Annotated in this window: 11 protein-coding genes and 2 pseudogenes; 7 read left to right on the forward strand and 6 right to left on the reverse strand. The window is 74.8% G+C overall.

Features of this window, described 5'->3' with window-relative positions; translation table 11 throughout:
- The first annotated feature begins 10 nt into the window (after positions 1–10).
- Both mycP and ACQP1S_RS29915 read left to right on the forward strand, forming a co-directional pair.
- On the forward strand, positions 11–1408 hold the full coding sequence (mycP, locus tag ACQP1S_RS29910) for a type VII secretion-associated serine protease mycosin (RefSeq protein WP_432901221.1): 1398 nt from the start codon (positions 11–13) through the stop codon (positions 1406–1408).
- 41 nt (positions 1409–1449) lie between these two features.
- Entirely contained in the window at positions 1450–2247 is a 798-nt protein-coding gene (locus ACQP1S_RS29915; protein WP_432901223.1) for a phosphatase PAP2 family protein, read from the forward strand.
- A gap of 107 nt (positions 2248–2354) precedes the next feature.
- Here the strand turns inward: ACQP1S_RS29915 and ACQP1S_RS29920 are convergent, their stop codons facing one another.
- The 6 genes from ACQP1S_RS29920 to ACQP1S_RS29945 form a co-directional block, all read right to left on the reverse strand.
- Positions 2355–3533 (reverse strand): MarP family serine protease, encoded by a 1179-nt coding sequence (locus tag ACQP1S_RS29920; RefSeq protein WP_091247702.1) that lies wholly within the window; start codon positions 3531–3533, stop codon positions 2355–2357.
- 58 nt (positions 3534–3591) lie between these two features.
- Positions 3592–4290, reverse strand: a complete 699-nt coding sequence (locus ACQP1S_RS29925; protein WP_091247704.1) for an NUDIX hydrolase — start codon at positions 4288–4290, stop codon at positions 3592–3594.
- A 115-nt stretch (positions 4291–4405) separates the two neighbouring features.
- Positions 4406–5113 carry a redoxin domain-containing protein gene (locus ACQP1S_RS29930; RefSeq protein ID WP_432901226.1) on the reverse strand — a complete coding sequence of 236 codons (708 nt, stop codon included), beginning with the start codon at positions 5111–5113 and terminating at the stop codon, positions 4406–4408.
- Positions 5110–5898 (reverse strand): endonuclease III, encoded by a 789-nt coding sequence (gene nth / locus ACQP1S_RS29935; protein ID WP_091247709.1) that lies wholly within the window; start codon positions 5896–5898, stop codon positions 5110–5112. The genes ACQP1S_RS29930 and nth overlap by 4 nt, the downstream gene beginning before the upstream one ends.
- A gap of 51 nt (positions 5899–5949) precedes the next feature.
- The gene (locus ACQP1S_RS29940) at positions 5950–7104 is read right to left on the reverse strand and encodes a CapA family protein (RefSeq protein ID WP_432901229.1); all 1155 of its coding nucleotides are present in this window, start codon (positions 7102–7104) and stop codon (positions 5950–5952) included.
- A gap of 56 nt (positions 7105–7160) precedes the next feature.
- The gene (locus ACQP1S_RS29945) at positions 7161–7907 is read right to left on the reverse strand and encodes an adenosylcobinamide amidohydrolase (protein WP_432901231.1); all 747 of its coding nucleotides are present in this window, start codon (positions 7905–7907) and stop codon (positions 7161–7163) included.
- A gap of 220 nt (positions 7908–8127) precedes the next feature.
- Here ACQP1S_RS29945 and ACQP1S_RS29950 point away from each other — a divergent pair, with 220 nt between their 5' ends.
- From ACQP1S_RS29950 to ACQP1S_RS29970, 5 genes and pseudogenes are all read left to right on the forward strand, one after another.
- Positions 8128–8805, forward strand: coding sequence for a Crp/Fnr family transcriptional regulator (locus ACQP1S_RS29950; RefSeq protein WP_067306583.1), 678 nt, complete (start codon positions 8128–8130; stop codon positions 8803–8805).
- Between the two features lie 197 nt (positions 8806–9002).
- Entirely contained in the window at positions 9003–9746 is a 744-nt protein-coding gene (locus tag ACQP1S_RS29955; protein WP_432901234.1) for a metallophosphoesterase family protein, read from the forward strand.
- 106 nt (positions 9747–9852) lie between these two features.
- On the forward strand, positions 9853–10539 hold the full coding sequence (locus ACQP1S_RS29960) for a TetR/AcrR family transcriptional regulator (protein ID WP_432901236.1): 687 nt from the start codon (positions 9853–9855) through the stop codon (positions 10537–10539).
- Positions 10540–10574: 35 nt separating this feature from the next.
- Positions 10575–11345 (forward strand): annotated as a pseudogene (locus ACQP1S_RS29965) (TIGR03084 family metal-binding protein); the annotation flags it as partial.
- 122 nt (positions 11346–11467) lie between these two features.
- Positions 11468–13195, forward strand: a pseudogene (locus ACQP1S_RS29970) (acyclic terpene utilization AtuA family protein); the annotation flags it as partial.
- Positions 13196–13305: the final 110 nt, after the last annotated feature.

The raw sequence follows: 13305 nt of genomic DNA on the forward strand, positions 1-13305 counted from the left end.
CCCGTGATGAATGGCTGACGATGTGACCAGGGTTGGGCAGGGCTCCCCGACGGCGCTGCACCGGTTCGCCGGGCGGGCGCTGCTCGGCGTCGCGGCGACCACCGTCACCGTGTTGGGCACGGCCCCACCACCCGCCGCCGCCACGACCCCGGTCGCCGGGCTGGCCCCGTCGGCGGTCTCCACGGTGGCCGGCCGACCGGGCGCGCTGGCCGGGCCGCGCGCCGGCACCCCACTGACCGAGCCCGACTTCGCCCCGGTGCGGGCCCGCGCCGACCGGGTCCGCACCGACCAGTTCCAGCTCGACGAGTTGGACGCGGCCACCGCCTGGCGTACCTCGACCGGACGCGGCGTGACGGTGGCGGTGATCGACTCCGGGGTGGACGGTGCCCACCCCGACCTGGTCGGCCAGGTGCTGCCCGGCATGGATCTGGTCTCCCCGGCCGGCGGCGACGAGCCGGACCCGGTGGGGCACGGCACCACGGTGGCCAGCCTGATCGCCGGGCGCGGCGACGACCGGCGGGGGGTGGTCGGGCTCGCGCCGGACGCCCGGATCCTGCCGGTCCGGGTGCTCGACGACGAGAACCGCTACGACGACGCGATGATCGTCGCCAAGGGGGTGCGCTGGGCGGTCGACAACGGCGCCCGCGTGATCAACCTGTCCCTGGGCGGCAGCGGCGACAGCCCGGCCCTGGCCGCCGCGCTGGACTACGCGTTCGCCCGGGACGTGGTGGTGGTGGCCTGCACCGGCAACGTCGCCACGTCCACCACGTCGAAGGTCTGGTACCCGGCGCGGGAGCCGGGGGTGATCGCGGTGGCCGGCCTGGAACGCGACAGCGAGAACCTCTGGTCCGGTTCGATCACCGGTCACGCCACCACGCTGACCGCCCCGGCGACCGGCCTGGTCGGGGCCCGCCCACCGAGCAACTACTGGGGGGTGCAGGGCACCAGCTTCGCCGCGCCGCTGGTGACGGCGACCGCCGCCCTGGTCCGCGCCCGCTACCCCGAGATGTCCGCCGGGGACGTGGTGAACCGGTTGCTGAGCACCGCGAAGGACATCGGCCCCACCGGCCGGGACGACCGCTTCGGGTACGGCCTGGTCGATCCGGTCGCCGCGCTCACCGCCGACGTGCCGCTGGTCTACCGAAACCCGTTGGACGACAACGACTCCCCCGGGGTGGTCGGGTTCGGCCCGGCCCCCGGCTCCGCCGAGGATGCCCGGGCCGGCGGCACCGGCAGCGACCCGCTCGGCTTCACCGCGCCACGACAGCACACCCGGTGGACGGCCCAGCCGGCCGGCGGTGCGGACGATGCCGCCCCCCGCCGGCTCTGGACCGGGGTCGCCGTGATGGTCGCCCTGGTCACCGGGGTGGCGTTGATGGTCCGCCGGTTCCGGCTGTGGGGTCGTTGAGCCGGGCCTGATTCCGCGTACGGGTGGGTAGAGCAGGTCGCATGAGTTCCTCCGGTCCGCGTGCCTCCGTACCCCCGCCGGGCCGGTCCTGGCGGGACCGCCGCCTGGACCGGGACCACTCGTTCGGGCTGCGGTTGACCCTGGCGTCGGTGGCGGCGTTCCTGCTGCTGGTGCCGTTCGCGTTGCTGGCGGTGCTGGTGGTGGGTGCCTGGTCGCCGCTGCACGGCCTGGACGCGGCGGTGACCGACGCCCTGCACCGGTTCGCCGCCGACCATCCGGTGTGGGTACGGGCGCTGAAGGCGTGGACGCACCTGGCCTCACCGGGCCCGCTGCGGGTGGCCGCGCTGGTCGTGGTGGTGTGGTTGTGGTGCCGCCGGGCCCGCCGGCTGGCGCTCTGGGTGGTCACCACGATGGTCGTCGGCGGGGCGCTCGGCGCGCTGCTGAAGCTGCTCGTCGGCCGGGACCGGCCGGAGCTGCTCGATCCGGTGGCCCGGGCCGCCGGGTTCTCCTTCCCGTCCGGGCACGCGCTGAACGCGACCCTCGCGGCGGGGGTGCTGCTGCTGGTGTTCCTGCCGTTCACCCGGGACCGCCCGGTGGCCCGGGTGCTGCTCTGGACGGCCGCCGTGCTGCTGGTCGGGGTGACCGGGCTGAGCCGGGTGGCGTTGGGCGTGCACTGGGTCAGCGACGTGCTCGGCGGCTACCTGCTGGGGGTGGCGGTGGTGGCGGCCACCTCGGCGGCGTTCCGCACCTGGCGGGAGCAGGCCGGGCTGCCGGCCTCCCGGGCCACGGTCGACGGGGTGGTACCGGAACTGGCCGACCCGCCGGGCCCGCACGGATAGCGGCCCACCGGCCGGGTACTGCGCGGCCATGTCCGCCATCGCCGCCCGGGTCGCCAAGCGGGTGCTCCGCCCGGTGGCCCAAGCCGGCCGGGGCGTCGACGGTCGGGTCAGGTGCAGTCGCCGGTGCCCACCCCACGGGTACGCTCCGCGCCGGCCAGCGCCACCGGTCGGGCCTCCTCGGCGGTCACCGCGAAACCCGTGTTCGGGTCGTCCGCCGCCGCCGCGAAGATCACCCCGAGCACCAGGCCGTTGGAGGAGACCAGCGGGCCACCGGAGTTCCCGCTGCGGACCAGCGCCCGGATCGTGTAGATCTCCCGGTTGACCTTGCTGGCGTTGTAGATGTCCGGGCCCTCGATCCGGTCCACGTCCCGGACCCGGGCCGGCCGGGCGTCGTACGGGCCGTCGAGCGGGAAACCCAGCACGATCGCGTCCGCGCCGCTGCCGGCCTGCCCGGCGGCGAAGCGCAGGGACGGGCCGGGCAGCCCCGGCACGTACAGCACGGCCAGGTCGCGGTCGGGGTCGTAGACGACGACCTCACCGTCGTACCGTTCGCCGCGCAGCTCGACCGCGACGGAGCGGGTGCCGGCCACCACGTGCGCGTTGGTCATCACCCGGTCGTCGGCGTAGACGAAGCCGGAGCCCTCGATCCGGCGCGAGCAGCTCGGTGCGGAACCCAGCACCTTGACCACCGCCCGCTGGCTGTTCGCCACCACCTGGGAGCCGGCCAGCGCCGGGTCCGGCGGGGCGACCTGCCGCGCCGAGGTACGGCCCAGACCGTTGAAGACGTCGGGAAACCCGTTGGTGTCGACGGTGTCCCGCAGCGCGGTGGACAGCTCCTGGGCCTGGTCGGGCAGGACCCGGTCCACCACGGTCAACAGCGCGCTGTTCTTGACCGAGGCGGCCAGCCAGGGCAGCGACGAGGAGCCCAGCGGGACCGCGACCAGCCAGGCCACCAGCATCACCGCGAGGATCGAGACGAATGCGCCGCCGACGTCGTCGGCCCGCTTGGCGGTGTCGTTGGTGATCGTGCGCCGCAGGTGGGAGCCCAGCCAACCGGCCAACGCCTGACCGAGCACGGCGAGCCCGAAGACCGCGACCAGGGAGACCAGCACCCTTGTCCCGCTGTCGATGAACTGGCGGGCCAGCAACGGCCCGAGCTGGAGACCGATGAGCGCACCCAGGAAGAACCCCGAGAACGACAGCGCCCCGATGACGAAGCCCTGACGGTATCCGCTGATCGCGAACACGAGTATGAGCAGGAGCAGAACGAGATCCACGGCCGACACCGGTCAAGGGTACGTGCACCGGACATCGGTGCGGCGCTGCGGCTGCGGAACGTAATGATCAGGTCAGCGGACCGGCCAGTTCGTCGGCTTCCTCGGTGCCGGCCGAGGGGGCCGGGGTGACCCCGGTCGGCGGCAGCTCGACCACCCGCGACGAGGGCCACGGCCGGGCCCAACCGCCCATCTCCAGGAGGGCGGCCAGCACTCCGGCGGTGAAGCCCCAGACCAGCATCCCCCGGACGGAGAACGCCGGGCCGATCCAGCCGCTGGAGTGGCGGACCCGCATCCGGTTGGCCGGGTCGACCAGCTCGGCGACGGGCAGCCGGGCGACGTGCGCCACCTCGGCCGGTTCCCGGGGGTGCACCGGATGCGGGCTGTGCCACCAGGCCAGCACCGGGGTGACCACGAAGTCACTGACCGGAATCCAGAGCTTCGGCAGCTCGGCGAGGACGGTCACGCTGGCCGGATCGAGATCGACCTCCTCGTTCGCCTCGCGCAGCGCGGTGGCCCGCACGTCGGCGTCCTCCGGGTCGGCCGCACCACCGGGAAAGGCCGGCTGGCCGGCGTGGTTGCGCAGCGTGGCGGCCCGCTGGAGCACCAGCACGTCGGGGCCGACGCCGGGCTGCTCACCGAGCAGCACCAGCACCGCGCTCTCCCGGCCGCCCTCCTCGGGGGTGGTCAGTCGGGTGAAGTCCTCGGCGCGGGCGGTGCCGAGCCGGTCCAGCAGCGGGTCGAACCAGGACGGCGGACGGGAGTTCATCGACCCCGCTCCGGACCGACCGGGACCTGACCGGATGCCGCGCAGCGACGGCCGGGGGCAACCGGGAGGCGAAAGAAGGCCACCCGGGGGCGGGAGGCCGCGCGGGGGCGGGAGGTCACGCGGGCACCGCCAGGCCGAGGTGCCGGCGGACCAGCTCGGCGAGGCGGGCGTCGTCGAGCGCGCCGGAGGTGTCGGTGTGCCGGACCCGCCCCTGCGCGTCGACCAGCAGGGTCAGCGGGACCGCCGTGCGGCGCAGCTCCCGTTGCAGGGCCTCCCCCTGGTCGAAGAGCACCGGGAACCGGATGCCGAAGTCCTCGCCGATGGCCTGCGCACCGTCCCGGCTGTCCCGGCTGTTCACCCCGATCACCTGGAGTTGGCCGGCGGCGCGGACGCTGAGCCGTTGGAAGGCGGGCAGCTCCTGGCGGCAGGGCGGGCACCAGGAGGCCCACACGTTGATCACGGCCGGGCCCCGGACGTCGCGCAACGCCACCGGGGCACCACCGGTGAAGCAGGAGAGCACCAGTTCGGGCAGGAGGCTGCCACCGCCGCCGGCCGGAGCCGGGCTGCTGCCCGTACCCCCGCTGTCGGTGGCGCCGGCGGACCCGGTGGGTGCGGCCGGGCCGGACGGGGCGACGGACCCGGTGGGTGCGGGGGCGGTGGGCGCGGTGCCCGGCGGGTCGGCCAGGGTGGCGCAGTCGGCGAACGGCGACGGGCGCGGGGCCCGGTCGGGGCCGGTGGCGGCGCCCTCCGGCGCGGCGGTGGCGGTGCAGCCGGCGAGGATCAGCAGCGCCGGGACGAGCAGCGCGGCGAACCGACGTTTCACGGTGCCTCCGCGACGACGGCCTGGGCCGGCACCAGCTCCGGGTCGACCCCGGCGGCGACCGCGAGCTCCCGGGCGCGGGGCCCCTTGAGCAGCTTTGCGGCGGCGGCCGGCTCGGTCGGCCCGAGCCCGTACGACGGGCAGAGCCGGGCCAGGGTGCACGCCCCGCAGGCGGGCTTGCGGGCGTGGCAGACCCGCCGGCCGTGGAAGATGATCCGGTGGGAGAGCATGGTCCACTCCCGCTTCGGAAAGATCGCCCCGATCTCGTGTTCGATCTTGACGGGATCGGTCTGGATGGTCAGCCCCCAGCGCTGCACCAGCCGCTGGAAGTGGGTGTCGACGGTGATCCCCGGGACGTCGAAGGCGTTGCCCAGGATGACGTTGGCCGTCTTGCGGCCGATCCCGGGCAGCGTCACCAGGTCGGCCAGCCGACCGGGGACCCGGCCGTCGTGCCGCTCGATCAGGGCCTGCCCGAGCTTGATCAGCGAGTCGGTCTTGTTGCGGTAGAAACCGGTCGGCCGGATCAGCTCCTCCAGCTCGGCCCGGTCCGCCCCGGCGTAGTCGGCCGCCGTCGGGTAACGGGTGAAGAGCTTCGGGGTGACCTCGTTGACCTTCTTGTCGGTGCACTGCGCGGAGAGGATCGTGGCGACGGCCAGCTCCAACGCGCTGGAGTGGTCCAGTTCGCAGTGGGCGTCGGGGTGCGCTTCGGTCAGTGCCCGGCCGATCCGCCGGGCACGCCGGGTGCGGCCGAGATCCGTTTCGACCCGGCCGGGAGAGCTGATGGTCACGCCGGCCAGCCTACGTCGCCGCCCCGACGCACCGCCGGGCCACGCCGCCGGTCAGCCGGCGTCGGGCGGGCTGATCTTCCCCTTGCCGTCGAACCGCGCCCCGGTACGCGGGAAGTCGTTGCCGCTGAGCTGCTTGACCAGCCCGAGCCCCTGGTCGGCGGAGTCCATCCCCGGCTTGCCCACCGAACTCATCCGGGTGGAGGTGAACGAGCCGCCGGCGAAGCTGCCGTCCGGCTTGAGGGAGACCTTCAGCACCCCGCCCCAGCCGAGCCGGCCGGTCGGGTTGAGCGACCGGGCGCCCCCGGCGAAGTTGCCCAGGCTGTAGGCGATCAGCCGGCCCTGGTAGAACTCCATCCCGCGCAGCACGTGCGGGCCGTGCCCGACGATCAGGTCGGCCCCGGCGTCGATCATGGCGTGGGAGAACTTCACCGGATCGCCCCGGTTCTCGCCGAGGAACATCTCGGTGCCCGGCCGGACCCGGGTCTTGTCCGACCCCTCGCCACCCATGTGCACCTGCACCACGACCAGGTCGGCCATGGTGGCGGCCTTCTCGACGACCCCCTTGGCGGCGTCGATGTCGACCAGGCTGTTGGACCAGGGGTACGACGAGAAGCCGGCCACCGCGACCTTCACCCCGCCGACCTCGACCACGGTGATCTGGTCCGGCGCACCGGTGTGCTTCAGGCCGTGCTTCTCCAGCGCCTGCTGGGTGTTCTCGTAGCCCTGCGGGCCGAAGTCGTAGCCGTGGTTGTTGGCCTGGTTGAGCAGCTGGAAACCGGCGTCCTTGAGGTGCCCGGCGTACTCCGGCGGCACCCGGAACTGGTAGCAGTTGCTGGCGTTCGCGCCGCACTTGCCGGTGCCGGTGTCGGTGGTGAGCGGCTCTTCCAGGTTGCCCATCACCAGATCGGCCCTGAGCGCGCCCTTGACCTCGTCGAAGAAGCCCTTGCCGCCGTTGGCGGGCAGCCGGGACGGGGCCATCCCCATCACGATGTCCCCGGTGGCCGACAGGACGACCGCCTCGTCCTTGCCGGTCGCCCCGGTGGTCGGCACCGGGGAGCCGCTGGCCCCACCGCCACCGCCCGGTCGCCAGACCGGGTCAGGGGTGTCGCGCTGGGCGCAGCCGGCGAGGAGCACGGCGAGCAACGCGCCGGCGGCGAACGCGGCGCGGCGGCGGGGACGGGGCTGGGAGAAGGCGGCAGAGTACATCGCCCGCGACGCTACCGGGTGGGTAATCGACCGACGACGGCCGATCGGACGGAAGTTCAGCACGACCGCTGCTGCGACCACGGGACACAGGGCACCGACCCGCCGTCGCGGACCGCCGCGTGGACGACCCGGGCCAGCGGCGCACCCCAGGTCGACCGGGGGCCGCCGTACGGCTCCGCCCGGCCGGGCGGCGGGCAGAGCACGGTGACCGCGTCGGTGGGGGTGCCGGTGCCCGGCAGGCCGAGTTCCCCGATCGCCTGGCACTTCGCCTCGGTGGCGGTGGCGACCGCGTTCACCAGCGCGGCGTCGCCGAGCGCGGCCGGCACGTAGACGACGATGTTGACCGTCCCCACCCGCGCCGGAGCCGGGGCGGCGGGCTGGTCCGGGGCCGGGGCCTGGAGTTGCGCCGGGGTGCCGGGCTGCGCCGGGGCCTGAAGCTGGGCGGGGGCGGCGGGCTGGGCGGGGGCGGCGGCCCAGAGGGGGGTGCCGAGGCCGACGGTGACCCAGGCCCGTACCCCGGCGTCGGTCCGGGTCACCACCTCGGCGACGTCCACGCCGGTCAGCAGGCCGATCCCGGGCCCGTCGAGGCCGAGCCGGTCGGCGAGCGCGGCCAGGTGGGCCGCCGGGTCGTCCCGGTGGTACGACATCGGCACGGTCGCATTGACCACCCAGTGACGTACGCCGACCCCGCCACCGAGCGGACCGGAGCTGACCGCCCGCAGTGGTGAGCGGGCCCGCCACACCAGGAGTGGAATGTCCCATCCGTCCTCGGGGCGGTGGGTCAGCACGGGGTCGCTCAGCACCCGGCCACCCTACGACCAGCGGCGACAACTGCCGGTGAGCAGGTGGTTGGGGCGGATGATCGTAGTGGCCGATCGGGTCGGCGGGGTTACGCCCAACGATCAAGATTCCCGGGGTGCAGCTCTGATTCGTCCTCACATGCGCCTAGACTTGGCGGCGCGCGAGGGATCAGCGGACGGCGGACCCGGCCGAGGGACGGCAGCGCGCAACCGGAGGTGCGCGATGGATGAGGTACTGGCTCGCAGCGGGATCTTCCAGGGTGTCGACCCGGAGGCTGCCGAGGCGCTCGCCAAGGAGATGGAGACGATCGACGTCCGCAAGGGCGAGATCGTGTTCAACGAGGGCGAGCCCGGCGACAGTCTCTACATCCTCCTGTCAGGCAAGATCAAGGTCGGGCGTCGGGCAGCCGACGGCCGGCAGAACCTGATCGCGGTGATGGGCCCGTCGGACATGGTCGGCGAGCTGTCGCTCTTCGACCCCGGCCCGCGCACGGCCACCGCGACCGCGGTCACCGACACCCGGCTGGTCCGGCTGCGCAAGCAGGCGCTGCGGCCCTGGCTCAACAACCGGCCCGAGATCGCCGAGCAGTTGTTGCGGGTGCTGGCCCGTAGGCTGCGCCGGACGAACGACTCGCTGGCCGACCTGATCTTCACCGACGTGCCGGGCCGGGTCGCCAAGAACCTGCTCCAGATGGCCGGCCGGTTCGGCACCCGCGACGGCGGCGTGCTGCGGGTGACCCACGACCTGACCCAGGAGGAGATCGCCCAGCTCGTCGGCGCCTCCCGCGAGACGGTCAACAAGGCGCTCGCCGACTTCGCCTCGCGGGGCTGGCTGCGGCTGGACGGCAAGAGCATCATCATCCTCGACCCGGAGCGTCTCGCCCGCCGCGCCCGGGTCTGACCGACACCGCGTACGCACCCGAGCCAGGGCCGCCCCGACCGGCGGCCCTGGCTCGTTCGCGTACCGGTCCGGCCGGCGACTGTTCCGCCCGCCCGTGCCGGCATCCGGGCCGGCCTCGGTGATCCGGTCACCGGTACCCGATCTGCCCGGCGCAGAATTTCTCGACAACCCCGCTCGCGGTGCGCGACCGTGGACCGATGTGGGAACGGGTCGCGGTGCTCTCCGACGTCCACGGCGCGCTACCGGCCCTGGAGGCGGTGCTGGCCGAGCCGGAGGTGGCCGCCGCCGACCTGATCGTGGTGACCGGTGACGTGGCGGCCGGCCCGCAGCCGGTCGAGGTGCTGGACCTGCTGGCCGGGCTGGGTCCCCGGGTCCGCTGGGTACGCGGCAACGCCGACCGGGAACTGGTGCAGGCCCGCGCCGGCCGGCCGTCGGAGCACGACGTCTCGAACTGGGCGGCCGACCAGCTCCGGGCCGATCAGGTGGACCTGCTGGCCGCGCTGCCGCTGACGCTCACCCTCCCGGTCGCCGGCCTCGGCCCGGTGCTCTTCTGCCACGCCACCCCCCGCGACGACGAGGAGGTGGTGCTGGTCGACTCCCGGCCGGCCCGCTGGGCGGAGGTGTTCGCCGGGCTGCCCGCGCAGGTGCGCACCGTGGTCTGCGGGCACACCCACATGCCGTTCACCCGGCTGGTCGACCGCCGCCTGGTGGTCAATCCGGGCAGCGTGGGCATGCCGTACGGCGGGCCGGGGGCGTACTGGGCGCTGCTCGGCCCCGGGGTGCAGCTGCGCCGTACGGCGTTCGACGTCGATGCGGCCTGTGCCCGGGTCGCCACCGAGTCGGGCTATCCGGACGCCGCCGCCTGGGCCGACGAGTATCTGCGCTCCCGGCACAGCGACCTCGATGCGCTCACCGCCTTCGCCCCGCGCCACGGCCGCTGACCAGCCATCGTCTCGACAGCACCGGGAGCACCAGCGGACCGGGCCGGAGCACCCGGGCAAAAAAGTCAGGCTTGACTGTTTGTTTCGACGGCGGCACGCTGTTCCCGTGTCTGCCGCCCCGACCCGCGTCCCCCAGCAGGAGCGCAGCCGCGCCACCCAGGCCCGGCTGCTCGAAGCGACGGTCGACTGCCTGGTGCGGTACGGCTGGTCGGGCACCACCACCACCGTGGTCGCCGCCCACGCCGGTGTCTCACGCGGCGCCCAACTGCACCACTACCCCACCAAGGCGGCCCTGGTCACCGCCGCCGTCGCCCACCTCGCCGAACGGCGCGCCGAGGAGTTGCGCGTCGAGGCCGAGGCGCTGCCGGTCGGGCCGCAACGGCTCGACCGGGTGATCGACCTGCTCGGTGCCGCCTTCACCGGGCCCCTCTTCGTCGCCGCGCTGGAGCTGTGGGTGGCCGCCCGCACCGACCCGGAGCTGCGCGGCGCGTTGGTGCCGCTGGAGGCCCGGGTGGGTCGGGAGATGCACCGGCTCACCGTCGCGCTGCTCGACGTGGACGAGCGTCGACCCGGGGTCCGCGAGGCGGTGCAGGCCACCCTCGACCTGCTCCGCGGGCTCGGCGTGGCCAACCTGCTCAACGACGACTCGGCCCGCCGTACCGCGCTGCTGCACACCTGGAAACGCCAGCTCGCCACCCTGCTCACCCCCGGACCACACCCGCCCCACGACCAACCCGGCCCGACACCCACCGGCCCCACCCGACCCGACGCCCACCGCACCGCCCGGCCCTGACCCACGCTCATCGGCCCACCCGCCCGGGAGGCACCATGGTCGACCCGACCGCACTGCTCGCCGACCTGACCGACGAGTCCGACCAGCTCGACGCGCTCGTCGATGCGCTGCCCACCGAGGCGTGGACGCGGCCGACACCCGCCCCCGGCTGGACGGTCGCCCACCAGATCGCCCACCTCGCCTGGACCGACCACGTGGCGCGGTTGGCCGCCACCGACCCGGCGGCGTTCTACGCCTCGGTCACCTCGGCCGCCGATCCGGGCCGGCTGGTCGAGGACGGGGTGGTCGAGTTCCTGGCCCCGCCGGCCGCCCTGCTCGACCGCTGGCGCAGTGGCCGGGCCGCGCTCACCGCCGCCCTCACCGCGGTGCCGGCCGGCGAGAAACTGCCCTGGTACGGCACCCGGATGTCGGCCCCCTCGATGGTCACCGCCCGGATCATGGAGACCTGGGCGCACGGCGAGGACGTTGCCGAGGCGCTCGGTGTCACCCGTACCCCGACGGCGCGGTTGCGGCACGTCGCGCACCTCGGGTTCCGTACCCTCGGGCACGGGTTCGCCGCCCACGGCCGGCCGGTGCCGACGACGCCGGTGCGGGTCGCACTCGCCGCACCGGACGGGTCGCGCTGGGCCTTCGGGCCGGCCGACGCGGCGGACCGGGTCGTCGGCCCGGCGCTCGACTTCTGCCTGCTGGTCACCCAGCGCCGGCACCGCGCCGACCTCGCCCTGGTCGCCACCGGCCCGACCGCCGACGCGTGGCTCGACGTGGCCCAGGCCTTCGCCGGCCCACCGGGAGCCGGCCGCGCACCACACGGCACCGGCCGGGAACGGGTCGCGCCGGAGGACGACCGGCGGACGGTACGCGACGAGGCGTCCGGGACCGGCGACGCGGCACCCCGCGACGGCCTGGACGAGCGCATCCGGGCGACCGCATGAGCGGCGTGCTCCGGGTCGGCAACGCCTCCGGCTTCTACGGCGACCGGTTCACCGCCTGGCGGGAGATGCTCGACGGCGGCGAGCTGGACGTGCTGACCGGCGACTACCTGGCCGAGCTGACCATGCTGATCCTCGGCCGGGACCGGCTGCGCGACCCCGACCTCGGCTATGCCAGGACGTTCCTCCGCCAGCTCGAAGGTTGCCTCGGCACCGCCCTGGACCGGGGGGTACGGATCGTCACCAACGCGGGCGGGCTGCACCCGGCCGGGCTGGCCGCCGCGATCGGCGCGCTCGCCGACCGGCTCGGGCTCGCCGTCCGGGTCGGTCACGTCGAGGGCGACGCCCTGCCCCGACCGGACGCGCTCACCGCCAACGCCTACCTCGGCGCGTTCGGCATCGCCGCCTGCCTGGACGCCGGGGCGGACGTGGTGGTCACCGGGCGGGTCACCGACGCGTCGTTGGCGGTCGGGCCGGCCATCGCCCGGTTCGGCTGGGGGCGTGACGACCTGGACGCGCTGGCCGGGGCCACCGTCGCCGGGCACCTGATCGAGTGCGGGGCCCAGGTCACCGGCGGCAACTTCAGCTTCTTCACCGAGCTGCCCGACGGTGGGCACCGGCCCGGCTTCCCGATCGCCGAGATCCACCCGGACGGCTCGTCGGTGCTCACCAAGCACCCCGGCACCGGCGGCGCGGTCACCGTCGAGACGGTCACCGCCCAACTGTTGTACGAGGTGGGCGGCCCCGACTATCTCGGCCCCGACGTGGTGACCCGGCTGGACACGGTACGGCTGCGCCCGGACGGGCCGGACCGGGTCCGGGTGGACGGGGTCCGGGGCACCCCACCGCCGGCCACCCTCAAGGTGGGCGTCAACAACCTGGGCGGCTTCCGCAACTCGATGACCTTCGTGCTCTGCGGGCTGGACATCCCGGCCAAGGCGGCCCTGGTCCGGGGGCAGGTCGAGGCGGCGGTCGGCGCGGACGGGCTGGAGTTCACCCTGGCCCGTACCGACCACGTCGACGCGGTCGACACCGAGACGGCGAGCGCGCTGCTGCACGTACACCTGCGCGACGGTGACCGGGCGCGGGCCGGGCGGGCGTTCTCGGCGGCGGCGGTGGAGCTGGCCCTGGCCTCCTATCCCGGTTGCACGCTGACCACCCTGCCCGGAGACGCCACCCCGTACGGCGTCTTCACCGCCGATGCCGTGCCGCAGGCCGACGTGCCCCACCTGGCCGTCCTGCCGGACGGCACCCGGGTGTCGATCCCCCCGCCACCACAGACCGTGGCGCCGGTCGTAGCGCCGACCGTGGCGCCGGCCGCAGCGCAGACCGTGGCGCACCGCGCAGTGCGGACCGTGGCCGACCCGACGACACCCGGGGTGCCGACCGGTTCGGCACCGGCGGCCGGGCCGACCCGGCGGGGGCCGCTGGGCGAGCTGGTCGGAGCACGGTCGGGGGACAAGGGCGGTGACGCCAACCTCGGCGTCTGGGCGCGCACCGACGCCACCTGGGGGTGGCTGCGGGAGTGGCTGACCGTGGCGCGGCTGGCCGACCTGCTGCCGGAGACCACGGCGTTGACGGTCGAGCGGCACGAACTGCCGAACCTGCGGGCGGTCAACTTCGTGATCCGGGGGCTGCTCGGGGCCGGGGTGGCCGCCTCCACCCGGTTCGATCCGCAGGCCAAGGCGCTCGGTGAGCTGCTCCGCGCCCGCCTCGTCGACCTGCCCACCACCCCCGCCGGACCACCCGCAGCCGGGCCGGACGCGGCGCACGGGCCGGACGCGGCAGGCAGACCGGGCACGGCGGCCGGGCCGGACGCGGCACCCGGGCCGGAGGG

The organism is Micromonospora matsumotoense (genome assembly GCF_050951065.1).
Classification (GTDB): Bacteria; Actinomycetota; Actinomycetes; order Mycobacteriales; family Micromonosporaceae; genus Micromonospora; species Micromonospora matsumotoensis.

Coding starts and splice junctions, on each gene's coding strand:
- mycP (WP_432901221.1), top strand. CDS start 11: ATGGCTGACGATGTGACCAGGGTTGGGCAGGGCTCCCCGACGGCGCTG.
- ACQP1S_RS29915 (WP_432901223.1), top strand. CDS start 1,450: ATGAGTTCCTCCGGTCCGCGTGCCTCCGTACCCCCGCCGGGCCGGTCC.
- ACQP1S_RS29925 (WP_091247704.1), bottom strand. CDS start 4,290: ATGAACTCCCGTCCGCCGTCCTGGTTCGACCCGCTGCTGGACCGGCTC.
- ACQP1S_RS29940 (WP_432901229.1), bottom strand. CDS start 7,104: ATGTACTCTGCCGCCTTCTCCCAGCCCCGTCCCCGCCGCCGCGCCGCG.
- ACQP1S_RS29950 (WP_067306583.1), top strand. CDS start 8,128: ATGGATGAGGTACTGGCTCGCAGCGGGATCTTCCAGGGTGTCGACCCG.
- ACQP1S_RS29955 (WP_432901234.1), top strand. CDS start 9,003: ATGTGGGAACGGGTCGCGGTGCTCTCCGACGTCCACGGCGCGCTACCG.